The sequence below is a fragment of the Bacillus sp. AK25 genome, assembly GCF_048270685.1.
Taxonomy (GTDB): domain Bacteria; phylum Bacillota; class Bacilli; order Bacillales; family Bacillaceae; genus Bacillus; species Bacillus altitudinis.
The window spans coordinates 2,994,375-3,010,365 of the sequence record NZ_JBLUWC010000001.1; the positions used below are offsets into that span (position 1 = coordinate 2,994,375).

Consider the following 15,991-nt stretch of genomic DNA (forward strand, 5'->3'; position numbering starts at 1 on the left):
TTACTCAAAGTAATTGTGTTTCTTTAGAAAATCTCTCGCAACAGTCGCTGGTTCTTTTAGTTCTCCATCGACTTGATAATTGAGCTCTTGCATTTGTTCGGTATCGATTTTTCCAATCAACCTGTTGATTACCTTGTCCAGTCCTGGATTTTCTTTTAATACCTTCTCAGGGACAACTGGTGATGCATCGTATGGTGGGAAGAATCGTTTATCATCTTTTAAGATTTTGAGATTATACGCTTTGATCCGGCCATCTGTTGAATAGGCAAGCACAATATCCATTTTTTCATTTTTCAATGCGTCATAGACTAGACCGATCTGCATCGGAAAAGTGCTTCCAAATTCAATTCCGTATGTTTTCACAAACCCTTCGTAACCGTCACCTTTCTTTTTCAGCCAAATATTATCCACACCGAAGCGATAATTTTTGGCATTCTTTTTTAAATCAGAGACTGTTTCTAGGTTGTTTTCCTTCGCCATCTTCTGCGTCACAGCAAAGGCATACGTATTATCAAACCCATAGGAATCAAACCATTTGTAATCATAGCGTTTTTTGAATTCTTTCTGGACGATTTCCATTGCACGCTTTGGATCTTTTTCTGCATCCATTCCTAGCGTACTTGTTAAATCCGTGCCTGTATATCGTGTTGCCGAAATGTCGACATCCCCGTTTTCCATTGCTTTTTGCTGTACGGTATTTGAGCCTAAATTCTTCACAATGGTTGTCTTTTTATCTGTGTAATGCTCAATGATGTCTCCCACCATATAGGCCATAATTTCTGATTCTGTAAAGTTTTGTGCACCAATTCGCAGCGTGCTCCCTGAAGAGCCGGCTAGTCCAGGAAGTGAACAGCCACTTATGAATAGCAAGCATCCGGCAAGCAGTGCACTGATCCATTTTGTTTTTCGATTCTTCACATGAGCCAACTCCTTATGAAACTTCCTTCAATCCTTTTAAGCCTTCTGGTGTTACTTTTTTCTCAAGCTTCATCAATATAAGGTCAATGATGACCGCTAAAATAGTGACAGGGATTGCACCCGCAATAATGTATTCCGGCTGGTAAAGCTGAAGCCCAATTAAAATGTAGTCACCAAGACCGCCTCCACCGATAAAAGCAGCAAGTGTTGTCCACCCAATTAAATAAATCGTTGAGGTTCTGACCCCTGCCATAATGACCGGAACAGCAAGCGGCAGTTCAACAAGACGAATTTGTTCCCATGTCGTCATGCCAATCCCTTTACCAGATTCAAGCAAGTTTTTGTTCACACCTTGAACACCGGCATACGTATTTCTTAAAATAGGCAAAACGGAATAGAAAAATAGCGCAACGATCGCAGGTATTTTTCCAACTCCCAAAATAGGAATAAAAAATGCAAGAATCGCTAAACTAGGGAGTGTTTGAAAGATATTCACGACGCCGATGACAAAACCGGCGCCTCTTTTCATTCGTGTAAGAATGACGCCTAAAGGAACGGCCACGACAATGCCTAACACAACGGCAATTAAAGAAATGTATAAATGCTCCCACATTTTTGTGAGGAGTTCCCCACCATTTTTCTCAAGAAAATCGATGATTTGATCCATGTGTACACCTCCCTTAGTTCATTTCAGTGACAGCCTCCGGGGTATCTTCTCCCCAAATGGAGTCATATACGACATCTACAAGACTTGCACGTGTGACGATGCCTTTTAAGTGCCCTTTTGCATCGACAACCGGTACATATTTAATGCCACGTATTAAGATCTTTCGGACAGTATCTCTAAGAAGTGCACCTTCTTGTACTGTATAAAATTCTGTATTTAAAATATCGCCAACGAAGGCTGCTTTTCTACGGTTTGCATCGATGGTTTCAATGTCGATATAGCCTTTCAGCACATGATTTTCATCAACGACAAGCAGGGAATCAACCCGCTTTTCTCTCATAATAAAGATGGCATCTGTCAATGTTTTTTCGACGGTAATTGTGACTGGGGACGTGTTCATCATTTGTTCCACACGTTCCATATTCGGGTTTGACTGAAGTAGACGTTCTTTCCCGATGAATTCTTCTACGAATTCGTTCGCAGGGTTACGTAAAATGTCATCTGGTGTGCCCACTTGGACAATCTCTCCATCTTTTAAAATGACAATGCGGTCTGCAAGTTTAATCGCTTCATCCATGTCATGTGTGACGAATACGATTGTTTTATTTAACGTTTTTTGCAGTTTCTTAAATTCTTCTTGCAATGAATCTCTTGTAATTGGGTCAAGTGCTCCAAATGGTTCATCCATCAGGATTAAAGGGGGTTCTGCTGCGAGTGCGCGAAGAACGCCGATACGCTGCTGCTGTCCTCCACTGAGTTCATGAGGGTAACGCTCTAAGTATTCCGGCCCCATGTCGACGAGTTTGAGCAATTCACGCGCTCGTTCTTTTCGTTTTTCTTCCGGCCACTTCAGCAGCTTCGGCACAAGGGAAATGTTTTGTGCGATGGTCATATGAGGGAAAAGTCCAATTTGCTGAATCACATAACCAATTTCTCTTCTTAATTGGACTGGATCTTTTTTCATAATGTTTTCTCCCTCGATCAATATGTTTCCTGAGGAAGGTTCAATCAGTCGGTTAATCATCTTCATGGTTGTCGTTTTTCCACAGCCACTCGGTCCAATAAAACAAATAAATTCTCCTTTTGCTATTTCTAAATCAATATTTTTGACAGCTTTTTTTCCGCCTTTATACGTCTTAGATACATTCTCTAGTTTCAGCAAATGAGACACCTCCAATTAGTCGGATATATATTTTCAGAAAATTTACACCTTATTTATTATAGTGCAAACTTTATAAAATAAAAAGTTTACAATGTGTTTGTATTGCATAAGATTTATTTAAAATTTTCAGTTAACGGCCTGATATGTACCGATCCCTCCTTTTTCCTCCAACTTACGAGCAAATACTCAATATTTATTGTTTTCATGAACAAACAGGTATATGATATATTGTGTTACAAATTGTCAGTCGTGAAGGGATGAAGCGGGGAATGGACAAGCAAGCGTTAGGCGCCATTCAAAAAGCACAGGATCATTATATTGAAAAAGCTGCCGAGAACATGAATGCCTTTGGTCTTTCTGCCACAGTGGGTAGAGTGCTTGGTATCATTCATATGAACCGTAAACCAATGACGCTCGGTGAGCTCTCAGAGGCGACCGGCATGAGCAAAACAAGAATGAGTCAAGTCGTTCGAGAAATGCTTGATCTGAATATTGCTGAAAAGGTTTATGAAAAAGGAATACGCAAAGATTTATATGACGTTGAGCAAGATCAATATCAAACCTTTATTTCATTGTTTGCAGCCAATTGGTCACGTGTTGTCAGCAAAAATCGCAAGGCACATAAGAAGACATGCAAGGAATTGCTGGAGCTGCTTGAACAAGATGACCTGCCAGAAGAAACAGTAGATAAAATCAATCTTCTTCTTTCAGAAATCAAGGAAAGTCTCGATTATTATGACTGGATTAGCCGTTTAATTGAGTTCTTTGAAAGTGAAGAAGTATTTCAACATGTGCCAAAACCTTAAAAAAGCTGTTTTATTTTACAATTTTGTAGAAAAAAACAGCTTTTTTATATACACTTATGACATCAGCATTGGGAACATCCCTTTGATCCCTGCGCCAATCATCTCTACTGCCACAACAGCTAGAATCAATCCCATTAATCGTGTCACGACATTCATCTCTGTTTTCCCCATTTTTCGCATAATGAAACTTGAATAATGAAATGCATAATAGGTCATGGCAAGTACGACTACAATGCCAATAAGAATCGCAAGCAGATGAAGCGTTACTTGGTGGCTTCCTGGCGTTAAGCTCATGACGGTCGCAATTGTACCAGGTCCGGCAATGATCGGAATGGCGAGCGGGGTCACTGAAACATCGGCCTTCTCTTTGCTTTCTGCCTTTTCATCCGAATGAGGGTTTTGAACATGTGACTCTTTTGCATTCAGTAAATTGTAAGCGATACCAAAAATAAAAATACCTCCGGCGATACGGAGTGCATGGATATCAATGCCAAACAATTTGAAAATGAGCCTGCCTGCCAAAAGAAAGGCAATTAAAATCATAAAAGACACAATAATCGCTTTTTTGGCCGTCTGGGCGCGTTCTTTTTCTGAGTAGCCTTCTGTTAAAGTGATGAAAAGAGGCACGTTTCCAATGGGGTTTGAGACAGCAAATAGTGACACAATGACATGAATCATAAAGGAAATCAACAGACACCCTCCTTTTTTCATAGTGTCTGCTAATCTGATGCGAATATTCCCTTGTTCTGTTAAAACCTGGTTTGTTTTAACCGATGATAATAGAGGTTTAACGAAAGGGGAATAGAACATGAAAAAAAACATCACGATCATTGTCTTGTCTGTGATCATCCTAGGTACAACTGGATGGATTGTGTGGCAGCAGCAGTCGCTCACCGCAGCAGAGAATAAACACCAGCAAGAAATGAGAAAGAATGATGAGCAGCTGACACAATTAAAGTCAGAAGGAACGGATATGAAAGATGAAATGGATGGTCAAAAAAAGGAATTGTCCACCGTCACAAACAAGCTGAAGAAAGAAAAGAAGGCGCATCAAAAAGAAACCAAACAGCGTAAAGCGCTTGAATTGAAAATAGACCAGCTTCAAAAAGAACTGGCATCAGCGAAAGCAACGGCTCAAGCGAATAAGCAGGCAGCACAAACGACTAGGAAAGCAACTGTCAAAAAAGACCCAAATGTCACCCATCATCCCCCTTCTCAATGGGTACAGGATCAATATGATTGGGGTGTTAAACAAGGGTATATCAAAGAATAGAGAGGATGAAATGATTTGATACAGATTCGGCCATTGTCTCATGATCAATCTGTCCCTATGGATCTTTTACTATTAGCTGACCCTTCAACTGAAAAAGTCCTTGCCTATGTACAATCTGGTTCTTGTTATGTTGCTTTTCATAAACAGGACATGATTGGTGTGTATGTTCTGACGCCTCTGTCTCAGCAGACAGTGGAAATCATGAATGTCGCCGTGAAAGAGTCATGGCAAGGTAGAGGAATTGGGAAGCAGCTGATCCGCCATGCTATTTCAGAAGCCAAGGCAGCTGGCTTTCATACAATTGAAATTGGCACAGGCAACTCTAGTATTCAGCAGCTCGCCCTTTATCAAAAATGCGGTTTTCGCATGGCGTCTATCGATCACGATTTCTTTCTGAAGCACTATGATGAACCGATTTATGAGAACGGTATTCAGTGTATGGATATGGTGCGGTTGTCACTCGTTCTTCAAGCAGACTGACTTCATTCAGCCTGCTTTTTTTATGTTCTGCTCTTTTTCACTGCATAAATCACATATTGAATCAAGAAGTAGAGAGCGGCGCCCGCTAAAAAACAGACCACGCATCCAAAGAGCGTTGCCTCTGAGCTGAATTGATACTGTTCAATTTTCATGATATAAAATGGCATACCAAATAGAGTTGGACTTGATTCAACATGATGAACCTCTAGCAGCATTAAAAATACTGGTGTCATAAACACAGCAAACACATAAAGCATCGCAAGCGTTAAGCCGCTAGAAAACGAATGAAATACTTTAACCATTTAGTTCTCTCCTTTCATCTCTTTTAAACTGGCGATGATATTTTTCCCGTCTGGGCAAGCTGGATGCAGCATTACTGTATTTAATAAAGAAAATAGCAGCAATGGATGCGTCAATGGATGCCTCCACATGAAGAAAAGCACACCCGAGCAGATCACTGGAAACACAGGACCTGCAAGTGCGACCATCATATTAAAACCCGGCCGTGAAAATTTCTCATGGACAATCGACACGTGCTTCCAATCGATCATCACCACATAATCAAAGATGGGTCTTTTTTCGATTTTGTTGCACACCATCACCATCAGGATATGACCGAGTTCATGAATGAGCACAACGGCTATTAAGCAAAATAAAAGCGTCATCATCGCACAATCGGCCTCTTTAGCATGGCAGCATATATGAAGATGAAGAATGCGGCTGAACAAGCCATATAGGCAGTTGAGAGCAGCTGGGTATTTGCTGAAAGCCACTGGACTAAAAGCATATCCAACATACTAAACACAGCAATCATCATCACGATCACAAACAGTTTATTAAAATCACTAATCTTCACGACAAACCCGACACATGCCGCCATGACAGTGATCAATAAAATGGACAAACTCGCCAAACCGTGCCCTTCACTTTCAACCCCAATCATGAAATAAGCAAGCCCGATATAGACAAAATAAATCAATATATTCATTGTGTAATAAAATAAAATTCTTGATAATAAATAGGCACCCTTTGATGTATTTAACATAAAAATGGCTCGCTGATGGAGATGATATTCCCTGCCAATCATCAGGGGAAGCATAATAAGTATTTCCTTTAAGGCAAACTGCACAATAAAAGCATACAGCCAGCCAGTCTCTGCCGGAGTAAAGATGAATGGGAGACCTATCGTGAAACAGACAAGAAACAGGAACAAAATACCTTGTTCTTTAAACACAGCTGATCGGCTAAAATAAACAAGCTCCTGCCGCAGATGTGTGAAAAATGAAGAATCCGATCTGATTTTTTGGTAAGAAAACGACTTCACCTCTACCTTTAGCTGCAAAAACATCCGATTGACATAACAAGCCGCCAAGCCTTTCAGCCAAAACCACCCTGCACATAGAAAGATCATCAGAAATACAAGATAGATAGACGGCCATACGTGAATCATCTCAACCGCTTTTTGAAAAAGGAGAAACACGAAAGCACCGAGCGTCACAAATCCAATCGTTTGCAGCAGTAAATGCTCTTTTGTTTTTGATATAAAATGGCTCACACCAATGCGTATCAGCATCCAAGAAGCAAGCGTATACAGCGCCAATCCACAGCAAGTGATCCCTACCACAATGATCCAATACAAAGATAGTGTAACGCCGCTAATGATCAGTCCTAATAGGATGGGTAAAAAAAGCAGACCAAGCATGATGAAACAAAACAGCACTGGAAAGAAATACACACAAAGGACAAATGAGACACTTTGCATCGCACTATTCAAAAAGAAGAACTGATACTCTTGACGCTTCATTTTATGACGGGAAAAGACAATACCTGCTCCCAAAAGCAGCAGGGTCATTTTCACAAATTGAAGGTATAAAGCAACTGGTTCGCTCTCCCCTACTTGCATAAAAAAACGCAGGCTCATGACAACGTATATGGCGTAGATCAGCAATAAAAAAACGGCTGCGGCGAGAAGCTGCAAAGGATATTTTTTGCCGAGCTGCTTGATTTTCGTTGTGAGCATGCCCCATTCTATTTTATGAAGAACGTGTCGTGTCCAAGTCATTGAGCAACCTCTCCACCTGCATATAGTAATCTTGATTCACTTCTTTATAAATATCCTCAAGTGCTTGATGAGGGAATGTTTTGTTTGTTTCTTGACGTGACATATCCAGCTTGATATCACCGTTTCTTAAGATCATAAGGTGGTCATACAATGTCTCACCAAAGCCCAAATGATGGGTAGAAATGAGAATGCCTGCACCTTGATTTCTCAGCTTCATGAGCACCTTTTTTAAGATGATCATCATATCTGGATCAAGTCCATTTGTAGGCTCGTCGAATACATAATAATCACAAGACCTAAGGAGCTGTGAAATGATTTGGGTTTTCTTTTGATTGCCATGAGACAGCTGGGCAATTGGCTGATCCATATAAGGTCTCAGCTCAAACAGATCGACGAAGGCCTCTTCTCGAGGTCCATTTCGTTTGTCTGGAAGCTGGAGTAAATGAAAATATTCTCTCGGCGTTAAATAATCAAACAAAGCATGATCATCAGGAATATAGGAAACATGTTCTTTCAAAAAGGAGATATGTGCTGAGGATTGAAAATTCAGCTGTTTACCATCTAAAGAGACAACACCCGTAAATGGTGTCAGGCCAAACATAGACTGAATCATCGTGGTTTTTCCTGCCCCATTATGCCCCAAAAGCAGAAGCATACGTCCTTTCTCTACATTTAACTGAATATCGCGGAGAGAAAAGGTGCGGCTATACGTTTTTTCTGTTAAGTGTAATGTCAGCATCATGTCCCTCCATTTATTTCAGATAGAACAGATGACCTCGCATCTGTTCTCACCATTTGTTAGAAGCCGCATTTGATTTTAATATACAGGCCTAAAAACTTGAACTCTCCTAAAAATTTCGAGCCTTTTCCAAATGTTTTGCATGCCCAAATCAAAGCTGCAGCTGTCACAATGCCTAAGATAGCGGCAAGGACATAAATCCAAAATGCATTTTTCTGTACGTTCTTAGAAGTTAGAATTCGTTGCTTCCTTTCATCATATGCCGCCAGTAGGTGAAGGACATACATGTACACGCCTACTGGAAAACGAAGGCTAAAAGGATTCAGCATCTCATCACCCCCTAATATATGTAAAATGATACCACCCCCATGCAAATAGCATAAGTTCAATTCAGATCATATTTTTAGAAGAGTTTTCATGATTTATTGCTTATAAATCGTCAAGCTCATCGTTTCACCTCTGACTGAAGGATGATTTTTTACAAAAATAGGATATGACAAAGGAAGCAGAGCCTATTCGCTTGAGCCAGCTTTGCGTCTTTATTTCAACATAAAAAAAGCGCTGCGATACGCTCTTTTCAAAAGAGCGCACGCAGCGCGTTGCTTTACATTACTTATTCAAGTTGTAGAATGTAGCAATGCCGTGGTATTGAGCTGTTTCAGCCAATTGATCTTCGATGCGAAGTAATTGGTTGTATTTCGCCACACGGTCCGTACGAGATGGAGCACCTGTTTTGATTTGTCCAGCGTTAGTTGCAACTGCAATGTCTGCAATTGTGCTGTCTTCTGTTTCACCAGAACGGTGAGAGATAACAGCTGTATAGCCTGCACGTTTCGCCATTTCGATTGCATCAAATGTTTCAGTTAATGTACCGATTTGGTTTACTTTGATGAGGATTGAGTTACCAACGCCGTTTTTGATTCCTTCAGAAAGCTTCTTCGTATTTGTTACGAACAAGTCGTCTCCTACTAGCTGAACCTTGCTGCCAAGACGCTCAGTTAATAGTTTGTGACCTTCCCAGTCGTTTTCATCAAGGCCGTCTTCGATTGAGATGATTGGGTATTTCGATACCATATCTTCATACCAGTCAACCATTTCAGCAGATGTTTTCACAACACCTTCGCCTGATAAATGATATTTACCGTCTTCTTTGTTATAGAACTCAGAAGATGCAGCATCCATCGCAAGTTTCACTTCTTCACCTGGTTTGAAACCAGCTTTTTCAATCGCTTCTACGATTGTTTGAAGTGCTTCTTCGTTAGAACCAAGGTTTGGAGCGAATCCACCTTCGTCACCTACAGCTGTGTTTAAGCCTTTTGCGCTTAATACAGATTTCAGGCTATGGAAGATTTGAGCGCCCATGCGAAGTGCTTCACGGAAGTTTGGAGCACCTACAGGCATAATCATGAATTCTTGAATGTCTACGTTGTTATCCGCATGCTCTCCACCGTTGACGATGTTCATCATCGGCACTGGAAGCGTTTTGGAGTTGAATCCACCAAGGTATTGATAAAGTGGAATTTGTAAGAAATCAGCAGCCGCACGTGCTACAGCGATAGATACGCCAAGGATTGCGTTTGCACCTAATTTCCCTTTGTTTTCTGTTCCGTCAAGTTCGATTAACATTTTGTCAATTGCTACTTGTTCAGTGACATCAAAGCCTAAAAGCTCTGGTGCAATGATTTCGTTTACGTTGTTTACAGCTGTCAAAACACCTTTTCCAAGGTAACGGTCTTTGTCTCCGTCACGTAGTTCTACTGCTTCATATTCACCAGTAGAAGCACCACTTGGTACTAGTGCACGGCCAAAGCCGCCAGATTCTGTGTAAACTTCTACTTCAACTGTTGGGTTACCGCGAGAGTCTAATACTTCGCGTGCATATACGTCAACAATGTATGGCATCGTTATTTCTCTCCTTTTGAATCAATTTGTTATTTCTGAATCAATGATGTTCCTGTCATCTCTTTTGGTTTTTCAAGTCCAAGTAAGTCTAAAAGCGTTGGAGATAGATCAGCTAAAATGCCGCCTTCTCTAAGCGTCGCACCTTTTTTCGTTACGATGACTGGCACAGGATTCGTTGTATGTGCAGTATGCGGCTTTCCTTCTTCGGTAATGAGCACGTCTGCGTTACCGTGGTCTGCCGTGATGATGGCGTGTCCGCCTTTTGCAAGGATTGCGTCGACTACAGCTCCTAAGCACTCATCTACTGCTTCAATGGCTTTGATTGTTGGCTCAAGCATACCTGAATGCCCCACCATATCTGGGTTAGCAAAGTTCAGAATGATCGCATCATGCTTATCAGCATTGATGTCTGCAACAAGTGCATCCTTTACCTCATAAGCGCTCATTTCTGGCTTGAGGTCATAGGTTGCGACATCTGGTGAATTGATTAAGATGCGGTCTTCTCCAGGAAATTCTTCTTCACGTCCACCGCTCATAAAGAACGTCACGTGAGGATATTTCTCTGTTTCAGCAATCCGCAGCTGCTTCAATCCATTTTGAGAAAGTACTTCTCCTACTGTGTTATCCAAATTCACTGGTTTGAAAGCCACATAGCCATCTACCGTTTCACTGAAGTGTGTGAAGCAGACGAAGTGTAAATCCTTCGGATGTGCTTCCCCGCGGTCAAACGAGCGGAAATCTTCATTTGTGAATGTGTTTGAAATTTGAATCGCACGGTCTGGACGGAAGTTATAGAAAATCACAGAGTCGCCGTCGTTTACTTTTGCAACCGGCTCACCATTTTCTCTCGTAATGACAGATGGAATAACGAACTCATCGTAGATTCCATTTTCATAGGAGTCATCAACGACATCATAGATGTTTTGATAACTTGGGCCTTCACCATACGCCATCGCGCGATATGCTTTCTCCACACGATCCCAGCGCTTGTCACGGTCCATTGAGTAATAGCGTCCAGAAAGTGTTGCGACTTCTCCGACACCGATTTCTTTGATTTGTTCTTCAAGCTGTTTTAAGTACACTTTCGCTGTCTTCTGACCAACATCGCGTCCGTCTAAGAAGCCGTGAATGTATACTTTTGTTAAGCCTTCTTTTTTCGCTAGTTTCAGCAAGGCAAAAAGATGCTGGATGTGGCTATGCACACCGCCGTCTGACAAGAGACCGAATAGATGAAGGGCCTTGTCATTTTCTTTTGCATAAGTCATTGCATCTAGGAACGTTTCGTTTTTCTCAAATTCCCCATCACGAATGGCAACATTCACTCTTGTTAAGCTTTGGTACACGATGCGTCCTGCACCGATGTTCAAATGCCCAACTTCAGAGTTCCCCATTTGACCTTCTGGGAGGCCCACTGCCTCACCTGAAGCCGTTAAGGTTTGATGCGGGAATTCGTTCCAGTAGCGGTCGAAGTTCGGTTTCTTTGCTTGGGCAACAGCGTTACCGACTGTTTCGCCTCTTAAACCGAATCCATCTAAGATGATTAATGCAGCTGGTTTCTTACTCATATTGACCTTCCTCCAATAATTGAACGAAAGACTGAGGTTCTAAGCTTGCGCCGCCTACCAAAGCACCGTCAATATCGGATTCTGCCATATATTCTTTAATATTCGCAGGTTTCACGCTTCCGCCATATTGAATGCGAAGGCTGTCTGCCGCTTCTTGACCAAATTCGCTTGCAACCGTTTGGCGAATGTGCGCACAAACATCGTTTGCATCTTTCGCTGTAGAAGATTTACCTGTACCGATCGCCCAGATTGGCTCATAGGCAATGACAGATTCAGCGACTTGTTGCTTCGTTAAACCAGCTAGTGCTTTCTTCACTTGATCAGCGACAAGTTCGTTTGTTTTGCCTGCTTCACGCTCTTCAAGCGTTTCACCTACACAGATGATTGGAACGATGCCATACTTGAATGCAGCATGTGCTTTTTTGTTCACTGTTTCATCTGTTTCAGCGAAGAATTCGCGGCGCTCTGAATGACCGATCACTGAGTAGCCGATGCCAAGATCTTTAAGCGCAGCAGGGCTGATTTCACCAGTGAATGCACCATTTTCTTCAAAGTGCATGTTTTGCGCACCAATTTTAAGGTCTGTTCCGTTAGAAAGCCTGTTCAGCTTTTCAAGGAAAAGGGCTGGTGCACAGACAATAGATTCCACTTTGTCAGGAGATGGAATAGATGACTTGACTTCTTCAACGAAGCTTACAGCTTCACCAAGTGTTTTGTTCATCTTCCAGTTCCCAGCTATAATTGGTTTTCTCATGATTGACACTTCCTTATAGCAGTTTTGGTCTTATTTATCGTTTAATGCAGTCACACCTGGAAGTTCTTTGCCTTCCATAAATTCAAGTGAAGCGCCGCCGCCTGTAGAAATATGGCTCATCTGATCGGCAAGACCAAATTTCTCAACAGCTGCTGCTGAATCTCCACCACCAATGACAGAATATGTATCTTTTGCTTCTGCCAGTGCTTCTGCGATTGCTTTTGTTCCTTTAGCGAATGCATCGATTTCAAATACACCCATTGGTCCGTTCCAGACAACAAGTTTGCTGTTTTTAATGACATCAGCATACTTCTCTCTTGTCTCTGTTCCAATATCAAGTGCTTCTAGATCACTTGGAATTTCAGAGATTGGCACAATGCTTGTATTCGCATCATTTGAAAAGTCGTCGGCTACCAGAACATCTGTTGGAATCAGGAAGTTCACGCCTTTTTCTTTTGCACGGTCCATAAAGGATTTCGCTAAATCTACTTTGTCTTCTTCTAATAGAGATTTCCCTACTTCGTGGCCAAGTGCTTTGACAAATGTATAAGCAAGTCCGCCGCCGATGATCAGGTTGTCCACTTTATCAAGAAGACTTTCAATTACACCGATTTTATCCTTTACTTTTGCGCCACCGATAATCGCTGTAAATGGGCGATCAGGGTTTGAAATGGCTTTTCCTAGAACCTCAAGCTCTTTTTGCATGAGGAAGCCTGAAACAGCCGGAAGATACGCTGCAATACCAGCTGTGGATGCATGTGCACGGTGTGCAGCACCGAACGCATCATTGACATACACATCGGCTAAATCAGCAAACGCTTTTGATAATTCAGGATCGTTCTTTTCTTCACCAGGATAGAAACGAACGTTTTCAAGCACTAGCACATCTCCTTCTTTTAAGTCAGAGATTTGCTTTTTCACGTTGTCGCCGTAAGCTTCATCTGCTTTTTTCACTTCTTGTCCAAGAAGCTCTTGCAGACGTTTTGCTACAGGTGTCAGACGCAGTTCTTCAGTAACTTGACCTTTCGGACGACCCAAATGACTAGCTAGTAGTACCTTTGCGCCTTGTCCTGTTAAATACTCAATCGTTGGTAATGCTGCGCGAATACGAGTATCATCCGTCACTTTTCCGTCCTTCATTGGAACGTTAAAATCTACGCGGCAGAACACAACTTTACCTTTTACGTCAATGTCTTTTACTGATTTCTTATTCATGCTCGTCAGGAGATCCTCCTTTATTCTGGTTTCCTTACGCATTGGACAAGTCTCTCTTTATCCTTTTCCCATTTTGCCCTCATCAAAACGAGAAATCGTGCAGAACGGATAAATACAGAGAAAAAGGGAAAGGGATGCTTCCCCTTCCCTTGTCCGTCTTCATTATATCGTGTCTCTAGGAAAGAACCAAGTGAGTTCCTTCAGTGTGAGAAATTAAAGACCCTGTTTTGCAATGTAAGCTGCAAGGTCAACAACGCGGTGAGAATATCCACTCTCGTTATCGTACCAAGAAATGACTTTCACCATGCTGCCTTCCATTACCATTGTAGAAAGAGCATCGATTGTTGAAGAGTTTGCATTACCATTGTAGTCACCAGATACTAATGGCTCTTCGCTGTAGCCAAGGATTCCATTAAGTTCTCCTTCAGCTGCTTCTTTAAGTGCTGCATTTACATCTTCAGCCGTTACATCTTGATTTAATTCAGCAACAAGATCAACTAAAGAAACGTTAGGTGTTGGAACACGCATAGCGCCACCGTTTAATTTACCTTTAAGTTCAGGCAATACAAGTGAAACAGCTTTCGCAGCACCTGTAGAAGTTGGGATGATGTTTTCCGCAGCTGCACGAGCACGACGGTAGTCTTTGTGCGGAAGATCAAGAATTTGTTGGTCATTTGTGTATGAGTGAACAGTTGTCATCATACCGCGTTTGATACCAAATTTATCGTTAAGTACTTTTGCAAATGGAGCTAAGCAGTTTGTTGTACAAGATGCATTAGAGATGACATCGTGGCTAGCTGCATCGTATTTGTCTTCGTTTACACCCATAACGATTGTGATATCTTCTTCGTTAGCAGGAGCAGAGATGATGACTTTTTTAGCGCCAGCTTCTAAGTGTTTAGCAGCGTCTGCACGTTTTGTGAAGAATCCAGTAGATTCAACAACGATTTCTACGCCTTGTTTACCCCAGCTTAATTTCGCAGGGTCACGCTCAGCTGATACTTCGATTGTTTTACCGTTCACTACTAAGTTCGTACCGTCTACAGAAACCTCTGCATCTAGTTTTCCGTGAACAGAGTCATATTGTAAAAGGTGTGCAAGCATGTTAGCGTCTGTTAGATCGTTAACCGCTACTACCTCAACTTCAGGATTGTTTAATGCTGCACGAAATACGTTACGTCCAATACGTCCAAATCCGTTAATACCGACTTTTACTGCCATGATGTTTCCTCCTTTTATAGGTCACAATGTTTTATATTGAGGGATCAATTGACTCCCTTAATAACTCTTTTGCGGCTCCTTCGTCTGTGACGAGAACCGTTCGGCGGGGTTTTTTGAAATAAGCTTCAATGGCCCCTGCCTTTGATGATCCACCTGCAACAGCAATAATGTGTGGAATGCTTTCTAAATCATCTAGCTGCATGCCGACGGAGTGCACTTTGTGGACGACCTCGCCATCACGATTAAAGTAATAGCCAAAAGCCTCTGTCACTGCGTCATGCTCATCAATCTTTTTTAAATCTTCAGCGGGTGTGTTTCGTCTCATCGCCATTGTTTTTGCTTCACCGATTCCATGAATAAGCATCGTGGATGATTTAATCGTTTGAAGCACTTCTTTGACGGACGGCTCTTCAATAATGGAAGAGTAAGCACCTTCTGACAGCTGTCCTGGAACAAACAGCAGTTTGTAAGTACCGGAAGCTTTTTCAGCCATGTGGGCACAAATGGTGTTTGCCTGATTTTTTACATTCTCCCCAAGACCGCCTCTCGCAGGGACAAACATCATGTCGCGATTTTTGGCATCAGGGGTCATCATTTCGGCAACAGCTTCCATCGTCGTTCCGCCAGTAACGGCGACGATATTATTTCCAGTAAACCTTTTTTTCATACATTGGACAGCAGCTCTTCCCATTTCTTGCTTCACCCACGGGGATTCATCGCTGTCACCAGAAACAATGATGACTTCTTCCAGGCCTAATTTCCTCTTTAATGTATTTTCCAAAAAGGTTAAACCTAAAACGTCCTTCATCATTCCTTCAAGCATTTCAAGCAAAGCATGACCTTCAGTCGTCAGCATCATACCGCTCGTTTTGACATCCAGCAGATTTTGTTCCTTTAAGAACTGAACCTCAGCTCTTAAGATACGTTCACTCAGACCAAGACTTGTCGCAAGACTTCTGCGACCAATTGGTTCAGCTAATCTGATGTACTGCAAAATGTCGTAGCGTTTTTGCATAACTGTGAGAAGATCTGGTAATAATTTTTTTTGAGCTTCCAATAAACGATTCATGGCTAACGACCCTTTCTTTTCACGTTGGACTAAAAATGTCCCACTGTGACAAAAAACGTCCCGCCACAGCCAAAAAAAATCAACCCCTGCTTTCTTTAATTATTTTAACAGGATAATCTTGCATTTTCAACTCTTACAAACACATTTAGACAAAAAAT

At 41.8% G+C, this 15,991-nt stretch carries 18 protein-coding genes; 3 read left to right on the plus strand and 15 right to left on the minus strand.

The window, feature by feature from the left end; genetic code table 11:
- From ACNO7B_RS15625 to ACNO7B_RS15635, 3 genes are read right to left on the minus strand one after another with little or no spacing between them, the layout of a single operon-like run.
- Positions 1–918: an osmoprotectant ABC transporter substrate-binding protein gene (locus tag ACNO7B_RS15625; RefSeq protein ID WP_008347678.1), complete on the minus strand. Its 918-nt coding sequence runs from the start codon at positions 916–918 to the stop codon at positions 1–3.
- A gap of 13 nt (positions 919–931) precedes the next feature.
- Positions 932–1,585, minus strand: coding sequence for an ABC transporter permease (locus ACNO7B_RS15630; RefSeq protein ID WP_410684449.1), 654 nt, complete (start codon positions 1,583–1,585; stop codon positions 932–934).
- Positions 1,586–1,598: 13 nt separating this feature from the next.
- Positions 1,599–2,747, minus strand: coding sequence for a betaine/proline/choline family ABC transporter ATP-binding protein (locus tag ACNO7B_RS15635; protein ID WP_008347682.1), 1,149 nt, complete (start codon positions 2,745–2,747; stop codon positions 1,599–1,601).
- Positions 2,748–3,016: 269 nt separating this feature from the next.
- On the opposite strand from ACNO7B_RS15635, the gene ACNO7B_RS15640 reads away from it, so the two are divergent.
- Positions 3,017–3,553: a GbsR/MarR family transcriptional regulator gene (locus ACNO7B_RS15640; protein ID WP_017359221.1), complete on the plus strand. Its 537-nt coding sequence runs from the start codon at positions 3,017–3,019 to the stop codon at positions 3,551–3,553.
- 54 nt (positions 3,554–3,607) lie between these two features.
- Here the strand turns inward: ACNO7B_RS15640 and ACNO7B_RS15645 are convergent, their stop codons facing one another.
- Positions 3,608–4,243, minus strand: a complete 636-nt coding sequence (locus ACNO7B_RS15645) for a MarC family protein (RefSeq protein ID WP_202734219.1) — start codon at positions 4,241–4,243, stop codon at positions 3,608–3,610.
- Positions 4,244–4,361: 118 nt separating this feature from the next.
- Between ACNO7B_RS15645 and ACNO7B_RS15650 the strand changes: the two genes are divergently transcribed.
- Both ACNO7B_RS15650 and ACNO7B_RS15655 read left to right on the plus strand, forming a co-directional pair.
- On the plus strand, positions 4,362–4,826 hold the full coding sequence (locus tag ACNO7B_RS15650; protein ID WP_048001980.1) for a hypothetical protein: 465 nt from the start codon (positions 4,362–4,364) through the stop codon (positions 4,824–4,826).
- Between the two features lie 15 nt (positions 4,827–4,841).
- Positions 4,842–5,306 (plus strand): GNAT family N-acetyltransferase, encoded by a 465-nt coding sequence (locus ACNO7B_RS15655; RefSeq protein WP_017359218.1) that lies wholly within the window; start codon positions 4,842–4,844, stop codon positions 5,304–5,306.
- Between the two features lie 20 nt (positions 5,307–5,326).
- On the opposite strand, the gene ACNO7B_RS15660 is transcribed toward ACNO7B_RS15655, so the two are convergent.
- The 11 genes from ACNO7B_RS15660 to ACNO7B_RS15710 all read right to left on the minus strand — a co-directional run bounded on the left by ACNO7B_RS15660 (position 5,327) and on the right by ACNO7B_RS15710 (position 15,833).
- Complete coding sequence (locus ACNO7B_RS15660) at positions 5,327–5,608, minus strand: hypothetical protein (RefSeq protein WP_410684445.1); 282 nt, start codon at positions 5,606–5,608, stop codon at positions 5,327–5,329.
- Entirely contained in the window at positions 5,609–5,974 is a 366-nt protein-coding gene (locus ACNO7B_RS15665) for a hypothetical protein (RefSeq protein WP_146270561.1), read from the minus strand.
- The gene (locus tag ACNO7B_RS15670; RefSeq protein WP_331832504.1) at positions 5,971–7,368 is read right to left on the minus strand and encodes a hypothetical protein; all 1,398 of its coding nucleotides are present in this window, start codon (positions 7,366–7,368) and stop codon (positions 5,971–5,973) included. Before ACNO7B_RS15670 ends, ACNO7B_RS15665 begins: the two co-directional genes overlap by 4 nt.
- Positions 7,340–8,107: an ATP-binding cassette domain-containing protein gene (locus tag ACNO7B_RS15675; RefSeq protein ID WP_008347699.1), complete on the minus strand. Its 768-nt coding sequence runs from the start codon at positions 8,105–8,107 to the stop codon at positions 7,340–7,342. Before ACNO7B_RS15675 ends, ACNO7B_RS15670 begins: the two co-directional genes overlap by 29 nt.
- Positions 8,108–8,166: 59 nt before the next feature.
- Positions 8,167–8,436: a hypothetical protein gene (locus ACNO7B_RS15680; protein WP_008347702.1), complete on the minus strand. Its 270-nt coding sequence runs from the start codon at positions 8,434–8,436 to the stop codon at positions 8,167–8,169.
- A gap of 280 nt (positions 8,437–8,716) precedes the next feature.
- Positions 8,717–10,009 carry a phosphopyruvate hydratase gene (eno, locus tag ACNO7B_RS15685; RefSeq protein WP_003212752.1) on the minus strand — a complete coding sequence of 431 codons (1,293 nt, stop codon included), beginning with the start codon at positions 10,007–10,009 and terminating at the stop codon, positions 8,717–8,719.
- A gap of 29 nt (positions 10,010–10,038) precedes the next feature.
- A complete protein-coding gene (gpmI, locus tag ACNO7B_RS15690) occupies positions 10,039–11,574 on the minus strand; it encodes a 2,3-bisphosphoglycerate-independent phosphoglycerate mutase (RefSeq protein ID WP_017359214.1) in 1,536 nt (511 codons plus the stop codon).
- Positions 11,567–12,328 (minus strand): triose-phosphate isomerase, encoded by a 762-nt coding sequence (gene tpiA, locus ACNO7B_RS15695; RefSeq protein ID WP_417901686.1) that lies wholly within the window; start codon positions 12,326–12,328, stop codon positions 11,567–11,569. Before tpiA ends, gpmI begins: the two co-directional genes overlap by 8 nt.
- Before the next feature lie 30 nt (positions 12,329–12,358).
- On the minus strand, positions 12,359–13,543 hold the full coding sequence (locus tag ACNO7B_RS15700) for a phosphoglycerate kinase (RefSeq protein ID WP_017359212.1): 1,185 nt from the start codon (positions 13,541–13,543) through the stop codon (positions 12,359–12,361).
- A 213-nt stretch (positions 13,544–13,756) separates the two neighbouring features.
- Positions 13,757–14,764: a type I glyceraldehyde-3-phosphate dehydrogenase gene (gap, locus tag ACNO7B_RS15705; RefSeq protein ID WP_012011304.1), complete on the minus strand. Its 1,008-nt coding sequence runs from the start codon at positions 14,762–14,764 to the stop codon at positions 13,757–13,759.
- A gap of 31 nt (positions 14,765–14,795) precedes the next feature.
- Complete coding sequence (locus ACNO7B_RS15710) at positions 14,796–15,833, minus strand: sugar-binding transcriptional regulator (RefSeq protein WP_008347711.1); 1,038 nt, start codon at positions 15,831–15,833, stop codon at positions 14,796–14,798.
- Between the last annotated feature and the right edge of the window lie 158 nt (positions 15,834–15,991).

Bases quoted from the DNA above. Each gene is read 5' to 3' on its own strand.
- ACNO7B_RS15675 (WP_008347699.1), bottom strand. From the start codon at position 8,107: ATGCTGACATTACACTTAACAGAAAAAACGTATAGCCGCACCTTTTCT.
- ACNO7B_RS15660 (WP_410684445.1), bottom strand. From the start codon at position 5,608: ATGGTTAAAGTATTTCATTCGTTTTCTAGCGGCTTAACGCTTGCGATG.
- ACNO7B_RS15680 (WP_008347702.1), bottom strand. From the start codon at position 8,436: ATGCTGAATCCTTTTAGCCTTCGTTTTCCAGTAGGCGTGTACATGTAT.
- ACNO7B_RS15640 (WP_017359221.1), top strand. From the start codon at position 3,017: ATGGACAAGCAAGCGTTAGGCGCCATTCAAAAAGCACAGGATCATTAT.
- eno (WP_003212752.1), bottom strand. From the start codon at position 10,009: ATGCCATACATTGTTGACGTATATGCACGCGAAGTATTAGACTCTCGC.
- ACNO7B_RS15630 (WP_410684449.1), bottom strand. From the start codon at position 1,585: ATGGATCAAATCATCGATTTTCTTGAGAAAAATGGTGGGGAACTCCTC.
- ACNO7B_RS15665 (WP_146270561.1), bottom strand. From the start codon at position 5,974: ATGATGACGCTTTTATTTTGCTTAATAGCCGTTGTGCTCATTCATGAA.
- ACNO7B_RS15650 (WP_048001980.1), top strand. From the start codon at position 4,362: ATGAAAAAAAACATCACGATCATTGTCTTGTCTGTGATCATCCTAGGT.
- tpiA (WP_417901686.1), bottom strand. From the start codon at position 12,328: ATGAGAAAACCAATTATAGCTGGGAACTGGAAGATGAACAAAACACTT.
- gap (WP_012011304.1), bottom strand. From the start codon at position 14,764: ATGGCAGTAAAAGTCGGTATTAACGGATTTGGACGTATTGGACGTAAC.
- ACNO7B_RS15700 (WP_017359212.1), bottom strand. From the start codon at position 13,543: ATGAATAAGAAATCAGTAAAAGACATTGACGTAAAAGGTAAAGTTGTG.
- gpmI (WP_017359214.1), bottom strand. From the start codon at position 11,574: ATGAGTAAGAAACCAGCTGCATTAATCATCTTAGATGGATTCGGTTTA.
- ACNO7B_RS15710 (WP_008347711.1), bottom strand. From the start codon at position 15,833: ATGAATCGTTTATTGGAAGCTCAAAAAAAATTATTACCAGATCTTCTC.
- ACNO7B_RS15670 (WP_331832504.1), bottom strand. From the start codon at position 7,368: ATGACTTGGACACGACACGTTCTTCATAAAATAGAATGGGGCATGCTC.